The sequence below is a fragment of the Frankia sp. CgJB1 genome (assembly GCF_977947065.1).
The window spans coordinates 11810-34379 of sequence record NZ_CDWTNB010000024.1 but is presented as its reverse complement, the minus strand read 5'-3'; the positions used below and the strand labels follow the sequence as shown (position 1 = coordinate 34379).

The 22570-nt window shown below is 71.2% G+C and carries 15 protein-coding genes and 1 pseudogene; 11 read left to right on the top strand and 5 right to left on the bottom strand.

Annotated elements, in window-relative coordinates; translation table 11 throughout:
• Positions 1-235 precede the first annotated feature (235 nt).
• The 7 genes from wecB (AC08OT_RS05015) to AC08OT_RS04985 all read left to right on the top strand — a co-directional run bounded on the left by wecB (AC08OT_RS05015) (position 236) and on the right by AC08OT_RS04985 (position 10597).
• On the top strand, positions 236-1408 hold the full coding sequence (wecB, locus tag AC08OT_RS05015) for a non-hydrolyzing UDP-N-acetylglucosamine 2-epimerase (protein ID WP_476594757.1): 1173 nt from the start codon (positions 236-238) through the stop codon (positions 1406-1408).
• A 21-nt stretch (positions 1409-1429) separates the two neighbouring features.
• Positions 1430-2776 (top strand): nucleotide sugar dehydrogenase, encoded by a 1347-nt coding sequence (locus tag AC08OT_RS05010; protein WP_476594756.1) that lies wholly within the window; start codon positions 1430-1432, stop codon positions 2774-2776.
• A 199-nt stretch (positions 2777-2975) separates the two neighbouring features.
• On the top strand, positions 2976-4094 hold the full coding sequence (locus tag AC08OT_RS05005; protein ID WP_476602568.1) for a glycosyltransferase: 1119 nt from the start codon (positions 2976-2978) through the stop codon (positions 4092-4094).
• Between the two features lie 63 nt (positions 4095-4157).
• On the top strand, positions 4158-5438 hold the full coding sequence (locus AC08OT_RS05000) for a glycosyltransferase (protein ID WP_476591683.1): 1281 nt from the start codon (positions 4158-4160) through the stop codon (positions 5436-5438).
• Positions 5439-5804: 366 nt separating this feature from the next.
• The gene (gene acnA, locus AC08OT_RS04995) at positions 5805-8588 is read left to right on the top strand and encodes an aconitate hydratase AcnA (RefSeq protein ID WP_476591682.1); all 2784 of its coding nucleotides are present in this window, start codon (positions 5805-5807) and stop codon (positions 8586-8588) included.
• 212 nt (positions 8589-8800) lie between these two features.
• Positions 8801-10174, top strand: a complete 1374-nt coding sequence (wecB, locus tag AC08OT_RS04990; RefSeq protein WP_476591681.1) for a non-hydrolyzing UDP-N-acetylglucosamine 2-epimerase — start codon at positions 8801-8803, stop codon at positions 10172-10174.
• 126 nt (positions 10175-10300) lie between these two features.
• Complete coding sequence (locus AC08OT_RS04985) at positions 10301-10597, top strand: hypothetical protein (RefSeq protein WP_476591680.1); 297 nt, start codon at positions 10301-10303, stop codon at positions 10595-10597.
• A 207-nt stretch (positions 10598-10804) separates the two neighbouring features.
• Here AC08OT_RS04985 and AC08OT_RS04980 read toward each other — a convergent pair whose 3' ends face one another.
• Positions 10805-11563, bottom strand: coding sequence for a hypothetical protein (locus AC08OT_RS04980; RefSeq protein ID WP_476591679.1), 759 nt, complete (start codon positions 11561-11563; stop codon positions 10805-10807).
• Positions 11564-11881: 318 nt separating this feature from the next.
• Between AC08OT_RS04980 and AC08OT_RS04975 the strand changes: the two genes are divergently transcribed.
• Positions 11882-14671, top strand: a complete 2790-nt coding sequence (locus AC08OT_RS04975) for a helix-turn-helix transcriptional regulator (RefSeq protein WP_476591678.1) — start codon at positions 11882-11884, stop codon at positions 14669-14671.
• 39 nt (positions 14672-14710) lie between these two features.
• Here AC08OT_RS04975 and AC08OT_RS04970 read toward each other — a convergent pair whose 3' ends face one another.
• Positions 14711-15517 carry an inositol monophosphatase family protein gene (locus AC08OT_RS04970; RefSeq protein ID WP_476591677.1) on the bottom strand — a complete coding sequence of 269 codons (807 nt, stop codon included), beginning with the start codon at positions 15515-15517 and terminating at the stop codon, positions 14711-14713.
• Between the two features lie 246 nt (positions 15518-15763).
• On the opposite strand from AC08OT_RS04970, the gene valS reads away from it, so the two are divergent.
• The gene (valS, locus tag AC08OT_RS04965) at positions 15764-18388 is read left to right on the top strand and encodes a valine--tRNA ligase (RefSeq protein WP_476594890.1); all 2625 of its coding nucleotides are present in this window, start codon (positions 15764-15766) and stop codon (positions 18386-18388) included.
• Positions 18389-18604: 216 nt separating this feature from the next.
• Here the strand turns inward: valS and AC08OT_RS04960 are convergent.
• The 3 genes and pseudogenes from AC08OT_RS04960 to AC08OT_RS04950 form a co-directional block, all read right to left on the bottom strand.
• Positions 18605-19780: pseudogene (locus AC08OT_RS04960) on the bottom strand (MFS transporter); the annotation flags it as partial.
• A gap of 203 nt (positions 19781-19983) precedes the next feature.
• On the bottom strand, positions 19984-20502 hold the full coding sequence (locus AC08OT_RS04955) for a gamma carbonic anhydrase family protein (RefSeq protein ID WP_476591674.1): 519 nt from the start codon (positions 20500-20502) through the stop codon (positions 19984-19986).
• Positions 20503-20655: 153 nt separating this feature from the next.
• Positions 20656-20964 (bottom strand): DUF4235 domain-containing protein, encoded by a 309-nt coding sequence (locus tag AC08OT_RS04950; protein WP_476591673.1) that lies wholly within the window; start codon positions 20962-20964, stop codon positions 20656-20658.
• A gap of 248 nt (positions 20965-21212) precedes the next feature.
• Here AC08OT_RS04950 and dut point away from each other — a divergent pair, with 248 nt between their 5' ends.
• Complete coding sequence (dut, locus tag AC08OT_RS04945) at positions 21213-21803, top strand: dUTP diphosphatase (protein ID WP_476591672.1); 591 nt, start codon at positions 21213-21215, stop codon at positions 21801-21803.
• A complete protein-coding gene (locus AC08OT_RS04940) occupies positions 21784-22497 on the top strand; it encodes a DUF3710 domain-containing protein (RefSeq protein ID WP_476591671.1) in 714 nt (237 codons plus the stop codon). Before dut ends, AC08OT_RS04940 begins: the two co-directional genes overlap by 20 nt.
• Positions 22498-22570 lie beyond the last annotated feature (73 nt).

The window sequence follows — 22570 nt, the reverse complement described above, 5'->3', positions numbered from 1 at the left end:
CGCGCGACGGGCTCGCGGCCCCCACCGGGCGGGCGGGAGCGGCCCGTCCCGCCGGGCCTACCGTCGTCGACCAGCCGCGCGGCGGATCGGATCGTTCCGGGGTCCGCTCGTGACCGGCGTATCGGCGGGTGGTGAGCCCGTCGCCGGTGTACCGGTGGATGGCCCGCCCTCGCCGCGGGCCCCGCTCGCGGCCACGCGCCGCCGCCCCGCACCGGTCCCGACGCTCGCCGAGCCCGTGCTCGTGCCGAGGCCGCACGCGGTGGTCGTGGCCGGGGCGCGACCGAACTTCATCAAGATCAAGCCGATTCTGGACGCCCTCGACGCGGAGGGTTTCCGGACCACGCTCGTGCACACCGGTCAGCACTATGACGAGGCGATGAGCGAGGTGTTCTTCGCCGATCTCGGGCTGCGTCCCCCTGACCATCACCTCGCGGCGGGATCGGGCTCCCACGCCGTGCAGACGGCCGCGGTCATGACGTCGTTCGAGCCGTTGCTCGACCGGCTCGTCCCGGAGATCGTCGTCGTGGTCGGCGATGTCAACTCAACTCTGGCCTGTGCGCTCGTCGCGGCGAAGGCGGGCGTGCTCGTCGCCCATGTGGAGGCGGGACTGCGCAGCGGTGACCGGTCCATGCCCGAGGAGATCAACCGCATTGTCACCGACCACGTGTGCGACCAGCTGTTCGCGACCTCACCGGACGCGGTGGAGCATCTGTACCGGGAGGGCCTGCCCCCCCGGGCGGTCCATCTCGTCGGCAACGTCATGGTGGACACCCTCCTGGCGTGCCGGGATGAGGCGCTGGGCCGGCCGACGCTGACCGAGCTCGGCCTGCACCCGGGCGGGTACGGCCTGGTGACCATGCACCGGCCCGCCAACGTCGACGATCCGGACGTGCTCGCCGGGCTGCTCGGGGCGCTCGGGGAGATCGCGGTGCGGTGCCCGCTGGTCTTCCCGGCGCATCCCCGTACGGCGGCGCGGCTGGCCGGGATGCTCCCCCCGGGGATTCGGCTACTCGGGCCCGTGGGATATCTCGACTCCCTGGCGTTGCAGGCCGGGGCGCGTCTCGTGCTCACCGATTCCGGCGGCGTGCAGGAGGAGTCCACCGTGCTGGGAGTACCGTGCCTGACGCTCCGCGACTCGACGGAACGTCCATTGACTGTTACCGAGGGTACCAACCGGGTGGTGGGTCGGGACCGGCGGGTGGTGGTCACGGCCGCGTTCGACACCCTGGAGCGGTCGCCTACGCCCCGGCGTCCGGCCCTGTGGGACGGCCACGCCGCCCGCCGCATCGCGCGAATTCTGGCCCGGGTGGTCGCACCCCCGCCGGAACCGGGCCGTCCGGGCGCACCGGATCCGGAGATCCGTCCGCCGGCTCGGGACACAGTGAGCCACCTGCCCCTCTCTATGTAAACAATCTGACACACTATGTGTATGACTTCGAAGAAACTGGTGATCGTCGGGCAGGGATACGTCGGTCTCCCGCTCGCGATGCGGGCGGTCGATGTGGGTTGGCGGGTCGTCGGGGTGGACGTGGACGCGAGCCGTGTCGCCCAGCTGGCCGCCGCGCGGTCCTACGTCGAGGACATCCCCGACAGGCAGCTCGCGGCGGCGTTGGAGTCGGGCCGGTACGAGCCGACGTCGGACTACGCCCGCGCCGCGGGGTTCGACGTCGCGGTGGTCACCGTCCCCACCCCGTTGCGGGAGGGGGCTCCCGACCTGTCCTACATCGTGGGCGCGGCGCACAGCCTCGCGCCGCTGGTCCGGCCGGGCGTGACCGTGATCCTGGAGTCGACGACCTATCCGGGGACGACCGAGGAGCTGTTCGCCCCGCTGCTCACCGAGGGTTCCGGTCTGCACCCCGGTATCGACTTCCATCTCGGCTACTCGCCGGAGCGGATCGATCCGGGTAACCGGGTGTGGAACCTGGTGAACACCCCCAAGATCATCTCCGGGGTGCATGAGGACTCCCTGGCGGCCGTGAGCGCCTTCTACGACACCGTGGTCGAGCGGACGGTTCCGGTCGGCTCGACCCGGACCGCCGAACTCACCAAGCTGCTGGAGAACACCTTCCGGCATGTCAACATCGCGCTGGTGAACGAACTGGCGATGTTCGCGCACGAACTCGGCGTCGACGTGTGGGAGGCGATCGACGCGGCGTCCACCAAGCCGTTCGGGTACCTGCGGTTCACTCCCGGCCCGGGGGTCGGCGGCCACTGCCTGCCCATCGACCCGTCGTACCTGTCCTGGCGGGTGCGCCGCAGCCTCGGCCGCAGCTTCCGATTCGTCGAGCTCGCCAACGACATCAACGACCACATGCCCGACCACGTGGTGCGGCGGGTCACCGAGATGCTCAACGCCCGGCGACGGTCGGTCGCGGGCAGCCGCATCCTGCTGCTGGGACTTGCCTACAAGAAGAACACCGGGGATGCGCGCGAGTCGCCCGCGACGCGGGTCGCCACCCTGCTCGCTGACCTCGGTGCCCACGTGCGGGCGGCGGACCCGCACGTCGACGCGGCCCGGCTGCTGCCCCGGGTGACCCTGGTAGAGGTGGGTGCGGGGGAGCTCGCGACCGCGGATCTGGTGGTGCTCCTGGTCGACCACGACGCCTTCGACCGTGACCAGGTAGCACGGCATGCCCGTGCGGTCCTCGACACCCGGCACTGGCTGCCCACGCACGACCGGGGCCGCCGGCCGGTGGCAGCCGGCGGGGGACACCCGGTGATACCGGCGCAGGTTGCGCGGCACGACGAGCTCGCGTTTGCCGTGGAACCCCTGTGACGCCCTCCCCACCCTCTGACGCCTTCGCACCCTCGCGGCGCCCCACATCTTCCCGTATCTTTATGTAGTTGAATGATAACTGAAAATTATCATCATCGAGAGGGTGCGGGCGGAGGGGGCGGATGCCATGCGGGTCGTCGCCACCGACGCGTGGTTCCATCACCGGCCAAGCGGGCGCAGGCGCCGGGGCCCGATAACGGTGCTGAAGGTGCTGAACCGGACGGAGCGCTCCGGTATCCAGCTGGGGGCCGTGAACCTGCTCCGCCGCCTCGACCAGGACGAGTTCCGGCTGTTGTTCGCGGTGACGTCCGGCGCGGCAGGGGCGTTCGACGGTGAGATCCGGGCGTTCGGCGGCGAGGTGTACCACTGCCGGGCCGACTGGCGCTTTCCATGGTCCTTGCTGGGGCTGTTGCGCCAGGTACGCCCGGACGTGGTGCAGGCGGAGGTGGTGCAGGCGGACGTGACGATCCTCTCCGGGGTGATCCTCGCGCTGGCCCGGCTCGGGGGGGTTCGGCGCCGCGTCGCTTACCTCGCCGATGCCCCGGACCGGCACGGCGACAGCCTGGGCGGCCGGGTGCGGCGGGTCGTCGGCCGGTTGCTGCTCGACCGGTTCGCCACCCATCTGGTCGCAGTGAGCGAGGCGGTGATGCGGGGTCTGTGGCGGGAGAACTGGCGGCTCGACCCTCGTTGCCGCGTTATTTACCACGGCGTCGAGCTGGAACCGGTCGGCGTCGCCATCGCGGCCCGCCGCCGCGCGGAGGAACTCGCCGAGGACGATCAGGAGCTTGTCACCGTCGTCCACGTCGCCTGCCCGGATTCGGCGAAGAACCGGGACCGGGCCGTGGAGATCCTCGCGGCGCTGCGGGGGCGGTCCGTGAACGCCCGGCTCCTCTTCGTGGGTCGTCAGGATGCCGCCGAGACGGCCCGGCTGGTCGCGCTGGCGTCCCGGTGCGGCGTCGCTGACCACGTCGAGTTCACTGGCGAGGTGCTCGAGATCCCGCGCCTGCTGGTCGCGGCCTCGCTGCTGCTGGTCACCTCCCGTCACGAGGGCCTGCCCGGCATCGTGCTCGAGGCCTGTGCGGTCGGGACGCCCGTGCTCTCCGCGGACCTGCCCGGGGTCGACGAGATCGCCCGGCTGCTCCCCGGCGTGACGATCCTGCCGCTGCGCATCTCCGACGCGGTCTGGGCCGGCACCGCCGAGATGCTCACCGCCGTTCCCCCGACCATTGATCAGCGCCGGGAGGCGATGCGTCTGCTGCGCCGGTCCCCGTTCACGATGGAGCACTGGCAACGCGACATCGCGGCGGTGTGGTCGTAGTCGGCGTCCCCGCCCGCCCGGGTACCGCCACCGCCCGGCCACGACCAGAGAGGACCGCCCACGATGAAGATCGTCACCTTGCTAGAGGCGGGGGATGGCCCGCGGTGGCCCGTTGCGCACGCCGTCGCCGAACAGGAGAGTGGGGACCACGTCATCGTTCTGATGCCCCCGCCCGACCACGTCGACAGTCCGCTGGCCCGGGAGTTGACCGCGGGCGGCGTGGAGGTCGTCGCGAGCCCCGTGCCGCGCCGGGGAGCGACGATCCGCCGTCAGGCCGGCAGGATTCTCCGGCTGCGGGCGGAGCTGGCCGCGCTCGGGGCGGACGTCGTCCACTACCACCACTACGCCTCGGCGGTGGCCGCCCGCCTCGCCACCGTGGGCACCACGATCACCCGCGTGTACATGGTCGCGAACCCTCTGCACTTGGACCACCCGCTGATCCGGCCGGTCGAGCGGGTGCTCTGCCGGCTCGATCACCTGCTGATCGCGCCGACCTCCGACGTCCGGCGCCGCTACGCCGCGCTCGGCCAGCCGGTGCGCCGCCTGCGCACCGTGTCCTACGGCGTGGATCTGGACCGGTTCACGCCGGCAGACGACCGGGAGCGCCGGGCGGCCCGGACGGATCTTGGTCTGCCCGAGGACGGGTTCGTGGCGGTGCAGGTGGCGCGCTTCCACCCGCCCGGTCGTCTTGTCCATCCGGGCCGGGGGGTGGCGGGCCACGAGGTACTGCTGGCGGCCTGGTCGCGGTTCGTCGAGCTGGGCGGCCGCGGCACCCTGATCCTCGTCGACGGGGCTCCCGAGGGCGGGGTTCCCGAGGACGGAGAGGATGTCGCCGGCCGGCGGAACGAGGCCGCGGCCCGTTACCGCGAGCGGGTCCGGGCCTGGGCCGGGGCGCTTCCCGGCGCGGCGGCGGTGCGCTGGGTGCACGGTGTCCGCGACGTGCGGCCGTACTACGCCGTCGCCGATGTGAACGTGGTGCCCTCCCGGGTGGAGGACTACGGCGCCGTCGGGGTGGCGTCGGCCTGCGGGGTACCGACCGTGGCGACGCGGGTCGGGGCGATCAGCGAGCTGGTGGACGACGAGACCGGCTGGCTGGTGGCACCCGGCGACGCGGTGGCGGTGGCGGAGTGTCTCACCGACGCCGCGGCCGGCCGGCGGGCACCCGCCGCGCGCGACCGCGGCTTCGCCGCGCGGGCACGGGCCGAGAAGCTGCTGGATCGCCGGTCGTTGAGCCAGGACGTCGTCGCTGCCCTGCACGAGGCCGTGCGCGGCGCGCGGTCGTGGCACGCGTGCTCCGGCCCGGGCCGGAGTGTGCCGGGATGCACCCGGGTACCGGAAGAATGAGTTCACCCGCAGGTGGGATGATTTTCGCCGAACATTCCGCCGTTGTGGGCAGGGACTGCCGGCAGCCTCCGATGCTGTTAGCAGTGTTAAATAATTGCCGGAGTCGGCTGTGGCGACCTTGTTCGGGAGGCCCCGGCGGTTCCCGCCGACCCGGAGGGTCGGCGGGGTCACAGCGCCGCGGGCGCGGTGCGAGACGCGCCGGAATGCCAGGATGGGACGGAGCTGGCCGAGGCAGGCAGACGCCGGATGCGTGCCCACCCGGGACCGTGGGTCCGGCGTCACCACGGTGCGGCCAGCCGGGCGGGGCCATGGGAGCGAGCCCCGCCGCTCGCGGGTGGCGGGCGGTGGGCGACGAGAAGGAGAACGATGGACACCTTCGGCAGTACCGGATCGCTCGTGGTGGGTGATCGCACCTACACGATCAGGCGGCTGGACGCGGTGCCCGGGGCCGATCGACTCCCCTACAGCCTCAAGGTGCTGTTGGAGAACCTTCTGCGTACCGAGGACGGCGCGAACATCACCGCGGACCACGTCCGGGCGCTGGCGAACTGGGATCCCTCGGCCGCCCCCAGCCAGGAGATCCAGTTCACGCCCGCCCGCGTCATCATGCAGGACTTCACCGGCGTGCCGTGCGTGGTGGACCTTGCCGCCATGCGGGAGGCGATGGCCGCCCTCGGCGGCGACCCGTTGAAGATCAATCCGTTGGCCCCCGCCGAGCTCGTGATCGACCACTCGATCATCGCTGACCACTTCGGTCGGCCGGACGCGTTCGAGCTCAACGCGGCGCTGGAGTTCGGCCGCAACCGGGAGCGTTACCAGTTCCTGCGCTGGGGTCAGGAGGCGTTCGACAACTTCACCGTCGTCCCGCCGAACACCGGCATCGTGCACCAGGTCAACCTGGAGCACCTCGCCCGGGTCGTCTTCACGAAGCAGACGGCCGACGGGACGCTGGCCTACCCCGACACCCTCGTCGGCACGGACAGCCACACCACGATGATCAACGGTCTCGGTGTGCTCGGCTGGGGCGTCGGAGGCATCGAGGCCGAGGCCGCCATGCTCGGCCAGCCGGTGAGCATGCTCATCCCCACTGTGGTGGGCTTCAAGCTGACCGGCGAGCTGCCGACGGGCACCACCGCGACCGACATGGTGCTCGTCATCACCGAGATGCTGCGTCGGCACGGCGTCGTCGGCCGGTTCGTCGAGTTCTACGGCGACGGCGTGACGAACGTCCCGCTGGCGAACCGGGCGACCATCGGCAACATGAGCCCCGAGTACGGCTCCACCTGCGCGATCTTCCCGATCGACGCGGAGACGCTGAACTACCTCAGGCTCACCGGCCGTCGCGCGGAGCTGGTGGCGTTGGTCGAGGCGTACGCCAAGGAGCAGGGCCTCTGGCACGACCCGAGCCGCGAGGCCGCTTACACGACCACCCTCGAGCTGGACCTGTCCACCGTCGAGCCGTCGCTTGCCGGGCCCAAGCGCCCGCAGGATCGGGTGCCGCTGGCGAGCGCGAAGCAGGCCTTCCGGGCGGCGTTGGTCGACTACGCCCAGCCCCTGGTGCTCACGAACGGTGGCGCGGACGAGGCGGATGCCGAGTCCTTCCCGGCCTCCGACTCGGCGGCCGCATTCGCCGACAAGCCCTCCGACGCCCCGATCTCGGTGAACGCCGTGGCCGGGGACGTCGCCGCCCGCTCGTCCAACCCGACGGCGGTCACCCTCGCCGACGGCACGAGCGTCGAGATCGACCACGGCGCCGTCGCCGTCGCGGCCATCACCTCCTGCACCAACACGTCCAACCCGCAGGTCATGGTCGGCGCGGCCCTGCTGGCCCGCAACGCCGTTGAGAAGGGGCTCACCCGCAAGCCGTGGGTGAAGACCACCCTCGCGCCGGGCTCGAAGGTGGTCATGGACTACTACGAGCGGGCGGGGCTCGTGCCCTACCTGGACAAGGTCGGCTTCAACCTGGTCGGGTTCGGCTGCACCACCTGCATCGGTAACTCCGGGCCGCTGCCGGAGGAGATCAGTGCCGCGGTGAACGACGCGGACCTGGCGGTGGTCAGCGTGCTGTCGGGTAACCGCAACTTCGAGGGCCGGATCAACCCCGACATCAAGATGAACTACCTGGCGTCCCCGCCGCTGGTGGTCGCCTACGCGCTGGCCGGCACGATGGACATCAACCTCGACACCGACCCGCTGGGCACCGGCACCGGCGGGGAGCCCGTCTACCTGCGTGACATCTGGCCGAGCGAGGCCGAGGTCGCCGCGGTCGTCGGCGACGCCATCCAGTCCGAGATGTACGAGTCCGACTACGCCGACCTGTCCGGTGACGAGCGCTGGCGCTCGCTGCCGGTCGGTGATGGGGGGGAGGCGTCGCGGACGTTCGCCTGGGCGCCCGACTCCACCTACGTCCGGCACCCTCCGTACTTCGAGGGGATGGCGGCGAAGCCGGAGGCCCGGACTGACATCATCGACGCCCGGGTGCTGGCGGTGCTCGGCGACTCGGTCACCACCGACCACATCTCCCCGGCTGGCTCGATTAAGAAGGACTCGCCTGCCGGCCGCTACCTTACCGAGCACGGGGTCGCGCCCGCCGACTTCAACTCCTACGGGTCGCGGCGCGGCAACCACGAGGTGATGATCCGTGGCACGTTCGCCAACATCCGGTTGCGCAACCGGCTGGCGCCGGGCACCGAGGGTGGGGTCACCCGGCACCTGCCCGACGGCGAGCAGTTGGCCATCTACGACGCCGCGCAGAAATACGCCGCCGAGGGTGTGCCGCTGGTGATCCTGGCCGGTAAGGAGTACGGCTCGGGATCCTCCCGGGACTGGGCGGCGAAGGGCACCGCGCTGCTCGGCGTGCGGGCGGTCATCGCCGAGTCCTACGAGCGCATCCACCGGTCGAACCTGATCGGCATGGGCGTGCTGCCGCTGCAGTTCCCCGTCGGCGAGTCGGTGGAGTCGCTCGGCCTGACCGGGGAGGAGACGTTCACCATCACGGGCCTCGCCGAGGTGGGCGAGAGGACCCCGTCCCTCACGGTACGTGCCGGCGACAAGACCTTCGAGGCGGTCGTGCGGATCGACACCCCCGGCGAGGCGGAGTACTACCGCCACGGCGGGATCCTGCTGTATGTTCTGCGCTCGCTGTTGTAGCCCACGGCCGATGATCCGGGGCCGGCGGGTTCGCTCCCGCCGGCCCCGCCCGCCGGCCCGCCTGTCGCCTGTCGCGCCTCGTGCGCTCCTCCCTCGCCCTGGTCGGCGTGCTGGGTAATTTACGTACTACCAAGAGTGATAAGCTTGCTGGGTGAACACGGACGGCCGTGCCGTCCGATCGTCACCATCCGTTGCGGTAGGGGGAAGTCCGAATGCCGCGTGGCACCCCGGAACAGAGTGGGCCCTCGGTACCGACGGTTCCGTCGGGAATCCCCGGTGAGTGGGTCACCCCGATCGTCCCCCAGCCCAGCGGGCCCTGGCCACGCCGCCCCCAGCCGGCCGTGGCCCGGGCGGGGCCGGCCGCGGACGACGCCGCCGGACCGCGCGGGCGGCGCCTGCGGGTCATGGTCATCGTCGGCACCCGGCCGGAGGTGATCAAGCTTAGCCGGGTGATCGCCGCCCTCGACCAGGCGGTCGACCTGTGTCTGGTCCATTCGGGCCAGAACTACGACCACGAACTGAGCGGAATCTTCTTCGAGGAGCTCGGCATCCGCCGACCGGACCACATGTTGGAGGCCGCCGGAGCCACGCCCGCGGAGACGATCAGCAGGATCATCGCCCGGGTGGACCCGGTGCTCGCCGCCGAGGAGCCTGACGCCGTGCTGCTCTACGGCGACACGAACACCTGCCTCGCCGCGATCCCGGCGAAGCGCCGGCGCATCGGGGTGTTCCATCTCGAGGCCGGGAACCGCAGCTTCGACCAGCGGGTTCCCGAGGAGATCAACCGTAGGGTCGTCGATCACCTCAGCGACGTGCATCTCGCCCTGACCGAACATGCCCGCCGTCACCTGCTCGCCGAGGGACTGCCCGCGCAGCGGGTCTTCGTCGTCGGATCGCCGGTGAAGGAGGTGCTCACCCACTACGCGCCGCTCATCGACACCTCGTCGGTGCTCGCCACCCTCGGGGTGCAGGCCGGCCGGTACCTGCTCGTCAGCGCCCATCGGGAGGAGAACGTCGACCGCCCCGAGACGTTGTCGGCGCTGCTGGACACCCTCAACCGGCTGGTGGCCCGCTACCGGCTGCCGGTGATCGTTTCGACCCACCCGCGGACCCGCGAGCGGCTCTCGGCGCTGCGCCGCTCCGGACACTTCCCGCTCATCGACGAGCGGGTGCGCTTCTGCCGGCCGTTCGGATTCTGTGACTACCTCGCCCTGCAGCGGTCCGCGCTGTGCGTGCTGTCCGACAGCGCCACGCTCACCGAGGAGGCGTCCCTCGTCGGTTTCCCTGCGGTGCTGATCCGGGAGGCCCACGAGCGCCCGGAGGGCATGGACCGCGGCGTGGGCGTCTCCAGCGTGCTGCGCCCCGACCGGATCCTCGACGCGGTCGAGCTCGTCGTCCGGGAGGCGGAGAGCGACCGCCGCCCCCGGGTCGTCGCCGACTACGACGTCGACGACGTCTCCCGCCGGGTGCTGCACATCATCGTCAGCTACGTCGATCACATCCGCCGGACGGTCTGGTACGGCGACCCCGGCCCGTCCGCCGGGCCGAGTCCGGCCGCTCCCGCCACCACCGCCGAGAGCCACTGAACCCTCCCCGTCCCGGGCACGGTAGTCAGCTTTTTTAGGGATCTCCCTGACGCGCGTCCCCGTTCCCGTTTCCCAGACTGAAAAGCGACACGCCGTCAGCGGTATCAGTTGGGGAGGAACACCGTCATGCCCGGACAGTGGGACGCCACCGTCAAGTCGGTCTACGCCGTCGACAGTGGTACCAACAACACCATTGATGTCATCGCGGATGACAAGGCCTTCGATGTCATCGCCGACGTCGAGATCGGGGAGAGCCTGATTGACTTCGGTGGCGCCGAATACACGCTCAGTGTTTCTGTTCGCAACCTGAGCCGGTTCGTTGTCGTGGCCACCGGAAACGTGATCGGCAAGATTCCGGTCAAGCCGGGGGACCCGAGGAAGGCCTTCAACAAGCCGTTGACGGTGCCAATCTCCGCACCCTGATTCGCGAATGCTGCGGAGGATGGGGACGCCCTTGACGTCATCGCCGCGCTCAAGGTGGCGTCGGGACGGTTCGTCAACACCACGGTCGCGATCAGCCCCTCGTTCATCGTCTCCCCCTGATCGGGTCCGGCTCCTCACGAGGACATCGGATCCGATTGTTTGACGGTGGCCCCGGCGGAGGATCTCCGCCGGGGCCACCTCGCGCTATCAGGGTCTTGCGGTCAGCAGAGCCAGGGCGCGCCGGGTCTTCGTCTCCTCGTCCTCCTCGATGTCGAGCCCGAGGCGGCGCAGGGCGGCCTCGAAGGCGATCTGGGCACCATCCGGCTCAACCCGGATGGACAATTCCAGCAGATCGAGCCCGCGGTCGCCGGGACCGGGGGCGAGCCGCCATCTCTCGGCCGCCACGGGAAAACCCGCCACCGGGATCGGAACCGGGGTGTTCCAGCGGACACCGTCGAGTGGGCCCAGTACGGACAGGCTGTCCAGGTCGATGGGGCGGTCCGCGTACTCGCGAAGGAACCGGCGCTGGCGGGGTGAGAACAGTTCCCGCGGCGACGTCGCGCCGACGAGGACGTCGGTCACCCGGCGTGCTTCCGGGTGTGCGGTCAGCGAGGCCGCGGGAACCCTGCGTTCCCCCGTCCAGTCCGCCTCCATCCGGAACACCGCGACGCGGTCGGGGCGCAGGCCGAGCCATTCCGGACTGAGCCGGGATCGCCGGGCTGGCCGGAGCCTGACCGTCGCATCACCGTGTCCGGCACCGTACTGCCGCAGCCGCAGGATGATTCCCTCGTTGAGCAGCGCTATTCCGCCGCGTTCCGCCGTTCCAGCCGGGTCCGCGCAGAAGTAGACCCGACGGCCGATGCCCAGCTCGGCGGTGAGCGCCAGAGCGTCACGCGCGGCGGATATCCACGGCCCGGTAAGGTTCACCTTGATCTGAACGCAGTCCAGGCGACGACGGGGACGCATCTCAGCTTCCGTGGGAATTACCGGGAGTGAGTAGAAGTCCGGTCATATACGGGCAACATCGGGATCATTTCTCTGCGTGGGTAACCGGGCGTGACGGCCGGATCGTCAATGGCGCTGGGTCGGGCACAGAACACCCCTCCGTACGGATTCTCCCGGTTCTCCCAGGTCAACACACCGAGGGCCGAACCGCGTCCGGGAATCCCCGGCGGTTCCGGACACCGTCGTTCACTTCTGTGCTTAAAGTCCCTTTGCCGACCGTTCTGGTCACGGCAGGATGATGTTGGTGGACAACGGCGTCACGGGGGAAGGACGGTTGTCGTGAAAGGGGCAAAGGCCACCATCGACGACTCTACCGGTATGCATCCGCTGGTAGGCCGGGAAAAGGAGTGTCGTCTCCTCGACGGCCTGCTCGCGGCCGTGGCGCAGCGCGGATCCGCCCTCGTTCTGCGGGGTGAACCCGGGGTGGGGAAGACCGCGTTGTTGCGGTGTGCCGCCCGGATGCTCCAGCTTCGCGGGGTCGAGTCGGAGAGCACGCTGCCTTTCGCCGCGCTGGCGGACCTGGTGCTGCCGCTGCGGGTATGCCTGGCGCTCGCGGAGGGGGTGTCAACGAGCCCGTACGCCGCGTGCGCGGGAACCCTGAACGTCTTGGCCGCGGCCGGGGACAGGCATCCGCTCGTGGTGCTCGTCGACGATCTGCAATGGGTGTACCCGCCGTCGCAGCAGGCGCTGCTGTTCGTCGCGCGCCGGCTGGCGGTGGAACGGGTGGCGATGGTGATGACGGTCCGCTCGGATACCGCCGACCTGTGCGAGCGGTCCGGCCTGCCCTGTATGGAGGTCGCCGGGCTGTCCACCGAGGCGTGCGGCGAGCTGATCCGCGAGCACGGTTATCGGATGGCCCCGCACGTGCTGGGCGACCTGGTCCGGCGGATCGCCGGCAACCCATCGGCGCTGCTGGAGACGGCGGCCTCGCTGGGGGAGGCCCAGCTGCTTGGGCAGGAACCGCTCGGTGAGCTGCCGCCGCCGGGACGTCAGTTGGAGCATGCCTGGTCCGACCGGCTGGACGGGCTGCCCGAACGCACCAGGCAGGCGTTGGTCGTGCTTGCCGCCAACCGCACGACGTCGGTGGGAGCCCTGGCCCGTGCCGTGACCGCAGCCGCTCTCACCCTGGCCGATCTGGACGCCGCCCACGACGCGGGTCTGGTCAGGGTCGCCGCCGCGGACGGCGGCGTCGGCGGCGGTGATGGCGTCGATGCCACGCTGGAGTTCGCCCATCCGATGCTGGGGCCCTTCGTGCTGCGCCACGCCGCACTGTCGGCGCGCATGCGCGCCTACCAGGCACTCGCCGAGGTCTCCCATGGTGATGCGCGGGTGTGGTACTTGGCCGCCGCGGCTGGCGGTCCGGACGACGGGGTGGCCGACGTGCTTGCCGAGGTCGCCGTCCGGACGCGCCGACGCGGGGGATACGGCGCGTCGGCGCGGGCGTGGCACTGCTCCGCCGCACTGATCTCCGAGCGGGCCACCCGGGTCGACCGCGTCCTGCGTGCTGCCGCCGACGCGCATCTCGGCGGCCTGTCCCAGGATGCGGCAGCCTGGGCCGACGAGGCGGCGCGGCTGGCCCGCGGGCCGCTCGTGCGAGCCGACGTCGAGCTGGTCCGCGGCCGGGTGCTCACCTGGTCCGGTCATCCGACCCGGGCGTACGACCAGCTCGTCCAGGCGGCCGAGGCGGTCATGGACACCGATGCCGGACGGGCGGGCGCGCTGCTCGCCGAAGCCGTCCTGCCGGCTCTGATGGACGGCAGGGTGACGGTGGCCCTGAACACCGCCCAGCGCGGGCAGGCACTGACGCCGCGCCATCTGGCCCGCGCCCTGCCCCTGTCGATCCACCATGGCCGCGCTCTCGCCCTCACCGGGATGACCGGCGAGGCGGCCGCCTGCCTGGACGCCGTGTCCGGAGAGATCATCGCCGCGGACGACGTGGAGGACCAGCAGGCGCTGACCCTGACCGGCCAGACCCGCCTCGACGTCGAGGCGGACGGTGAGGCCGCCCGACTGCTCACCGCGGTGGTCAATGCGGCCCGCCGCGCCGGAGCCCCCGCGATGCTGCCCTACGCCCTCGCGGTGCGTTGTGAACTGGAGGGCTGGCGGGGCCTGTGGGCGGCCGGTTACGCGGACGGGGTGGACGCGCTGCGCTGGGCCGAGGAGCTCGGGCAGGTAGGCGCGATCGGCCTCAGTCTTATCGTGCTCGCCCGGATCGACGTCGCCCGCGGCGACCGCGCCCTGAGCGAGCAGCGGATCAGCCGCCTGCGGCGCGAGATCGGGCCGTACGGCATCGGCAGCCTGGACCTGCACGCGGCCGGCGTCCTCGGGCTCGCCGTGCTCGGTCACGGCGAGTACGACGTTGCCGTCATCACGCTGCGAGAGGCCTGGTCGCGGGCCCGAGCCATGGGGCTGGCCAATCCCAACGCGATGCCGCTGGTCGGCGATCTCGCCGAGGCGCACATCCGGTCCGGTGACCACGACGGTGCCGCGGAGGTCGTGGATTGGCTCGCCGAACGTGCCGAGACGACTGGACTCGCGTGGCCCGCGGCGGTCGCCGCCCGCTGCCGCGGCCTGATGGCCGACGGCCTGGCGGCGGCCGAGACCGCCTTCGCGCAGGTCGAAGCCGCTCACCGGCGCCGGCGGATGCCGTTCGAGCACGCTCGGACCCGGTTGTGCCGGGGCGAGGTCGTGCGTCGTTTCCGCCAGCCGGCCGCAGCCCGGGTGCCCCTGCGCGAGGCGTACGCGACCTTCGAGATGCTGGGAGCGAAACCGTGGGCCCGCCGAGCCGCCGCCGAACTCACGGCCACCGGCGACCGGAGTGTCCTCAACGACCGCCCGACGGAGCACCCGACAAGGCTGGAGCGGCTCACCCCCGCCGAGCTCCAGGTGGCCCGCGCCATCTGCGAGGGGATGAACAACGCCGAGGCCGCGGCCGCCCTGTTCGTGTCCCGCAAGACGGTCGAGACCCATCTCACCCGGGTCTACCGCAAGCTCGGGATCCGCTCTCGCGGCGGTCTCAGCCGGGCGCTCGTCGCAGCCGGAGTCGACGACGTCGTGCCCTGGCCGTGAGTGGCGGGCCGGTGGTGAGCGGCGGGCCGGTCGGGGACCTCAGTCTCGGTCGGCGGGGGGATCCTCGGCGAGCAGGGCGGTCAGCGCCGGGAACAGGGCCGGCGGGGCTGCGACGGTGAGATCTTCGCCCGCCGGCCGGCCGTGCAGCCCACCGACCCGCAGCCCGGCCTCCACCGCCACGAGGCCGCCGGCGGCCTGGTCCCAGGGCTTCAGCCCGCGCTCGTAGTAGGCGTCGACGAGGCCGCCGGCCGCCGCGCACAGGTCCAGCGATGCCGCACCCATCCGACGGATGTCGCGCACCCGGGGCACCACCCGGCTGGCGACAGCGACCTGCGCGGCCCGGCGGGACGCCGTGTAGCCGAAACCCGTTGCGACGAGGGCGCCGGCCAGCGTCGTCACCGCCGACCCGGTCAGCGGTTCCCCGTCCCGGTAGGATGCGCCGCCGCGCGTGGCGGTGTAGGTCACGCCCAGCGCCGGGGCATGCACAACTCCGGTGACGACCTCCCCGCCGACCTCGGCGGCGATCGAGACCGCCCAGTTGGGCAGCCGGTAGAGGAAGTTCACCGTACCGTCGAGCGGGTCAACGACCCAGCGCACCCCGGTCGTGCCGGCGGAGTCCGAACCCTCCTCGCCGAGCAGTCCGTCGCCGGGGCGCAGTTCGGCGAGCCGTCGGGCGACGAGCGCCTCGGAGGCGCGGTCGAGGGCGGTCACGACGTCGGTGGGAGACGACTTCGTCGTCTCCGCGGCCACGGTGCCCTCCCGGCCCCGCGCGAGCAGGTCACCCGCCTCACGGGCGATCGTCAGCGCAATGGCGAGCAGTTCGTCCGGGTCTGGCAGGTCGCTCATCGTCCGGCGCTCCAGGGATCGGCACGGGAGTACGGTCCGTTCAACGGTTCATCCTGCCAAGACGGCCGGTCGTGCACTCCCCGTGGAATGTGAGAGGCGTCACGTCCGTTGACTGCTTCCGGTTCCCGTTCCCGGCTCCGGCTCCGGCCCAGGGGTGCGTGCCCGGGCCGGAACCTCGCCGGTCCGCCGACCGGGGGACCTCGGTGGTCGGTGACCACGATCGAGGCGCCCGTAGGATCGTTGCTTGTGGTCGCGACAGACGGTACGGAACGGTCCACCCGCGCGGTCCCGGCGAAGCCGAGCCTGGACGGCATCGAGGCGCGCTGGTCGACGGTATGGCAGGATGAGGGCACCTACGCGGTCGACCGGACGGTCGACCGCGGGCAGGTCTACTCCATCGACACCCCGCCGCCGACCGTCAGCGGTTCCCTGCACGTGGGGCACGTCTTCTCGTACACCCACACCGACCTGATCGCCCGCTACCAGCGGATGCGGGGTCGCGAGGTCTTCTACCCGATGGGCTTCGACGACAACGGGCTGCCGACCGAACGCCGGGTGCAGAACTACTTCGCTGTCCGCTGCGAGCCGTCGCTGCCTTACGACCCGGGTTTCACCCCGCCGGACAAGCCCGGTAAGGAGCAGATCCCGATCTCGCGACGCAACTTCGTCGAGCTCTGCGAGCGGCTGACCCTGGCGGACGAGAAGGGCTTCGAGCAGCTCTGGCGCCGGCTGGGGCTCTCCGTCGACTGGTCGCACACCTACGCAACGATCGACGCCCGGTCGCGGACCGTCGCGCAGCGGGCCTTCCTGCGCAACCTCGCTCGCGGTGAGGCTTATCTTGCCGAGGCCCCGACGCTGTGGGACGTTACCTTCCGCACCGCAGTGGCCCAGGCCGAGCTGGAGGACCGGGACCGCCCCGGCGCGTACCACACCCTGGCCTTCCCCCGGTCGGGCGTCTCCGCCCCGGGCGAGGGGCTGGACCCGGCGGACCCGATCGTCATCGAGACGACCCGTCCCGAGCTGCTGCCCGCCTGCGTCGCCCTGGTCGCCCATCCGGACGACCCGCGTTATCAGTCGTTGTTCGGCGCCACGGTGCGGACCCCGCTGTTCGACGTCGAGGTCCCGGTGGTCGCGCACCGGTTGGCCGACCCCGAAAAGGGATCCGGCATCGCGATGATCTGCACCTTCGGCGACCTCACCGACGTGACGTGGTGGCGCGAGCTGCGACTTCCGGCGCGTGCGGTGATCGGCCGTGACGGCCGGTTCATCCCGGACCCACCGGACGCCGTCACCTACGCGGCCGGCCGGGAGCGGTACGCCGAGCTCGCCGGAAAGACCGTGCACAGCGCCCGGGCGCGGCTCGTCGAACTGCTCGCCGAGTCCGGCGCGCTGCTCGGCGAGCCGCGGCCGATCACTCATCCGGTCAAGTTCTACGAGAAGGGCGACCGGCCGCTGGAGATCGTGACGACCCGCCAGTGGTACCTCCGCAACGGCGGGCGGGACGAGCCGCTGCGGGCCGCGCTGCGTGGACGAGGCCAGGAGTTGCGCTGGTACCCGGACTACATGAAGGTCCGCTACGAGAACTGGGTCGACGGCCTCAACGGCGACTGGCTGATCAGCCGGCAGCGGTTCTTCGGCGTGCCGTTCCCGGTGTGGTACCCGCTGGACGCCGCCGGTGCGCCGCGGTATGACGCGCCGATCGTGCCCGACGAGGCGTCGCTGCCGGTCGACCCGTCCAGCGACGTCCCGCCCGGGTACACCGCCGAGCAGCGGGGCGTGCCCGGCGGGTTTGCCGCCGACCCCGACGTGATGGACACCTGGGCGACGTCCTCGCTCACCCCGCTGATCGCCAGTGGCTGGGAGCACGATACCGATCTGTTCTCCCGGGTCTTCCCGATGGACCTGCGCCCGCAGGCACACGAGATTATCCGGACCTGGTTGTTCTCGACGGTGGTGCGCACCCACGCCGAGTTCGGCGTGCTGCCCTGGTCGAACGCGGCGATCTCCGGCTGGATCCTCGACCCGGACCGTAAGAAGATGTCGAAGTCCAAGGGCAACGTGGTGACCCCGATGGGCCTGCTCGAGGAGCACGGGTCGGACGCGGTCCGTTATTGGGCGGCGTCCGGGCGGCCGGGCACCGACACCGCTTTCGACGTCGGCCAGATGAAGAACGGCCGCCGGCTCGCCATCAAGATCCTCAACGCCAGCCGGTTCGCGCTCGGTCTCGCCGTGACCCCCGACGCCGTGGTCTCCGACGCCGGGGCGGCCCCCGCCCCGGCCAGCGAACCGCTGGACCGGGCCCTGCTGGCCGCCTTGGCCGACGTGGTCGACACCGCCACCGCGGCCTTCGACAGCTATGACTACGCCCGGGCCCTCGAGGTCACTGAGTCGTTCTTCTGGCGGTTCTGTGACGACTACGTCGAGCTCGTGAAGGGCCGGGCGTACGGCTCCTCCGGGGCGGCGGGCGCGGCCTCCGCGCACACCACGCTCTCGGTGGCCCTGTCGGCGTTGCTCCGGCTGTTCGCCCCGGTCCTGCCGTTCGTCACCGAGGAGGTCTGGTCCTGGTGGCGTCCTGGTTCGGTGCACCGGGCGAGCTGGCCGGACGCCGCCGAGATCCGCAAGCTCGCCGAGGGCGCCCGCGCGGAGCTCCTCGGTGCCGTCGGGGCGGCGCTGTCCGGTGTCCGCCGGGCCAAGTCCGAGGCGAAGGTATCGCAGAAGGCCGAGGTCGCGAGCGTCCTGATCAGCGGCGAGGCCGACCTCGTCGCCCTCGTCGAGTCGGTGGCCGCGGACCTGCGCAGCGCCGGCAGCATCCGGGAGCTCACGCTGAGCCCGACCGGCGGCGAGATCGCCGTCGCCGTCGAACTGGCCTGAACACAGGGCACAGACGGGATCAGATGCCGGCGAGGCGTTTGGCGGACGGACGCACCAGGTAACCACGAAGCACAGCGCGTAGAAGGCGATGAAGGAGATGAAGGCCGCGTCGCCGGTCCGGTAGCTCAGGAACGACTGTCGGAAGGCCAGGTTCACCAGCACCCCGCCGAACGCGCCGATCGTGCCGGCCAGGCCGATGAGGGCTCCGGACAGCCGCCGGGCCGAGTGCTGCGCCGCGACCGGGTCGCCACCGGCGTCGATGGTGGTTTGCGCCTTCGCCTGGAAGATCGCCGGGATCATCTTGTACGTTGACCCGTTCCCGACACCACTGAAGACGAACAGCGCGATGAACCCGACCAGGAACAGGGGAAGCGACTCCGTCAGCGAGGCGACGAGCACGATCGCGGCTGCGGCCGCCATCGCCACGAAGTTGGCGAAGGTGACCTTCGCTCCGCCGACGCGGTCCGCCAGGATGCCGCCGACCGGGCGGATCAGTGAGCCGAGCAGCGGACCGAGGAAGGTCAGGTAGGCGGCCTTGATCGGGGTGCTGAACTGGTCGTGGAACTGCACCTGGAGCACCTGGCCGAACGCGAAGCCGAACCCGATGAACGACCCGAACGTGCCGATGTAGAGCAGCGACATCACCCAGGTGTGACCGTCACGGGCGACGTCGCGCATCGCGCCCCGGTCGTTCTTCGCGCTCGACAGGTTGTCCATGAACAGCGCCGCGCCGAGTGTCACCAAGACGATCAGCGGTATGTAGACGGCAAGGACAACCCGGGGGTGGTCCTTGCCGGCGGTGGCGAGGACGAGCAGGCCGACAAGCTGGATCGCGGCCACCCCCAGGTTTCCGCCGCCGGCGTTCAGTCCCAGGGCCCAGCCCTTCAGCCGCTCCGGATAGTAGGCGTTGATGTTGGTCATCGAGGAGGCGAAGTTGCCGCCTCCGACCCCCGCGACCGCGGCGACGATCAGCAGGGTGGGGTAGGAGACGCCGGGAGAGAGAACGACGGCCGCGAGGATCGTCGGCACGAGGAGCACCGCCGCGCTGAAGATGGTCCAGTTACGCCCCCCGAACCGGGCGACGGCGAAGGTGTAGGGGATCCGCAGCACACAGCCGACGAGCGCGGGCAGCGAGGTCAGCAGGAACTTGCCGGCCGGGTCGATGTGGTAAGCCGGTCCGAGGAACAGGACCGTCACCGCCCACAACGACCAGATCGAGAACCCGACGTGTTCGGCCAGGATCGAGAAGATCAGGTTTCGGCGGGCGATGCGGAAACCGCCGTTGTTCCAGAAAGTGCGGTCCTCGGGCCGCCAGTCGTCGATCCAGCGGCCGCGTCGGGACGGACCGGTCACGGTGCCGGTAGTCGGGACGCCTTCCAGCGTGGCGCTCATAGATGATCCTCCGAGGTGCGGGTGATGCCACGACGGTAGGAATGCGCCGTTACGTGGCGCGGCGTCGGCTGTGACTCTCTCTGAGACATCCGCTTACCTGGGCGGGGACCCGACGGTGAGACCTCGGGCGCACCGGCCGTCGGGCCGTCGGCGGATCCGCCGGGAGGGCCGGGCGAGGCGTGGGTGGCCCGGCGGTCGACCGGTCAGTCGATCCGGCGTAGCTGCTCGCGGTAGCGCTTGCCGTTCGCCACGTAGATCGCGGCCCCGGCGGCGAGGGCACCCGGGGCGACGGAATCCGGCAGGATCTTCGCTGGCACGCCGAGCGCCCTCGCGCCCGGCGGCACGACCGTGCCGCCCACGACGACCGCGCCCGCGCCGACCAGCGCACCCCGGCCGATCCGGGCCCGGTGGAGCACCACCGAACCGGAACCGACCAGGGCGCCGTCCTCGACGACGCAACCCTCCAGATGAGCCAGATGCCCGACCGTGCAGTCGTCACCCACCACCGTGGTGAGTTCCTCGGTAGCGTGGATCACCGTGCCGTCCTGGATGGACGTACGGGCGCCGATCTCGATCGTCCCGTAGTCGCCACGCAGCACCGAGCCCGGCCACACCGTGGACTTGGGCCCGATCGTCACCGTGCCGATGACCGTCGCGTCCGGATGGACGTAGGCCGTGGGATCGATGGTGGGGACGGCGTCCCCCAGGGCGTACACGGCCATCCGAGCCTCCCGCTGATCGTGACGCCGCCGATCCGGACGGCGCACCGGTGGATCCCATCGTGCCCGGAAAGGAGCAGCCGGGTGCCCCGGAGAGCCGCTCGTGGCCGGCCGCTCATCAGTGCTCGCCGGTCACGCGTTCAGTCCTCGGAGAAGTCAGTCCTCGGAGAAGGAGGTCTTCGGGTGGAGCATGCCGGGCGGTGGTGAACCCGTCGCCCGGGCCCATCCGCGCGCGGCCGCGCGCTCGGCCGCCAACCGGCCGATCCCGATCGCGAGACCCGAGATCGCCGCCCAGGCGACGGCCTCCGTCCAGGCGGTGTCCGGGTCCGCCGGGTTGGCCGGCGGGTCGGACTTGCGCACCTTGCGGTACAGGGCGCTCACGACTCGGCTCGCGGCCATGCCCGCGAGCGTGGTCGCCCCTCCGCCGACGATCTTCCATCCCAGCTTTGACGCTGCTTTCGCCACCCCGCACCTCTCGTTCCTCGGCGAGGACCATGCCGGTCCGCCCGCCCCCTGCTTACCCCGACCGGCCTGCTTAGCCCCTCGGATCGTCTTAGCCTCTCGGATCATCTGCTATCCGATCACGCCGGGATACGCCCGCCGGAGTCCGGGGCTCGCTGCGGCCCGTCGGACCGGCAGGCCGATGGCGGTACGAGGGCCATGGCCTAGCGTGGGGGTCACGCCCGGACCGGGCACCCTCGACCAGGAGAGCCATGACCGCCACCGATCCGACGACGCCCACCGCCCCGCCTCCCGCGTCCGCGGTGCCACTCGCCGTACAGCCCGCCGCGCAGCCCGCGCCCGCCGTACCGGGTCGGGTGGAGATCTTCGTCCGCCGGTCGGACCGCGAGCTGGCGCTGCCGGCGTACGCCCAGCCGTCGGACGCGGGGGCGGACCTGGTGACGGCCCAGGATGTGACGCTCGGCCCGGGGGAACGGGCGACGGTCGGAACCGGCCTGAGCATCGCCCTGCCGGCCGGGTACGCGGCGTTCGTCCATCCGCGCAGTGGCCTGGCCGCGCGGCACGGCCTGTCCGTGGTCAACGCCCCGGGAACGGTGGACGCCGGTTACCGTGGAGAAATCAAAGTCATTCTGATCAATACCGACCGATCTGACATGATCATCCTACATCGGGGCGACCGGATCGCCCAGCTGGTCGTGCAGCGCGTGGAGCACGCCGTGTTCCGGGAGGTCGATGAGCTGCCGGCCTCGGTGCGCGGAAGCGGCGGGTTCGGCTCCACGGGGGGTTTCGGGTCCGCCGGGGGGGCAGGAAAGGAGACCACCGGTGTTCGGGCGAGGGCGTAGGGAGTTCGACCGTCGCGAGGCGTCCGAGGTGGACGTCCCCGAGAAGGTCACCTCGCGGGGCTCGTCGGAGCCCGACGGTCCCTACGACATCGCGCAGGCACCTGATGACGACGTGCATCGCCTCGATCTCGGGTCGTTGCGGATTCCGGCGCTCGACGGCATGCAGGTGCAGTTCCAGGTCGAGGAGTCGACCGGCAAGCCGCTGACGGTGCTGGTGACCGACGGACGCAGCGCGATGGAGCTCTCCGTCTTCGCGGCGCCGAAGAGCCGGGGCCTCTGGGACGAGGTACGGGCCGAGATTCTGGAGACCATTCAGGGAGGCGGTGGGTCGGAGGCAGACGGTCGCTACGGCCCTGAACTGCGGATGAGGTTGCCGACCGGGCGACCGGGCGAGACCGTGCCGGGTCGGATGATCGGTGTGGACGGTCCGCGCTGGTTCCTGCGGGCGGTGGTGACCGGCGTGGCCGGACAGGATCCGGCGGCCGGCCCCCTCCTGGACGCCGCGTTGCGCAATCTGATCATTTCTCGTGGTGACGGCGCGATGCCGGTGCGGGATCCGTTGCCCCTGAGGCTGCCGAAAGAGATCACTGATCACCCCGATCACCCCGCTGGTTCCGGCGGACCGGTCGCCTCGGCGACCAGCGGACGGCCCGAGATGCCCGTGCGCGGTGCGCGTATAGCCGAGATCCGCTGACCGCCCTGTGCCCGGGATCCCCGCATTGCGCCGAAGGCGCCATGCGGGGCGGGCACATTGAGCGCCGGTCATG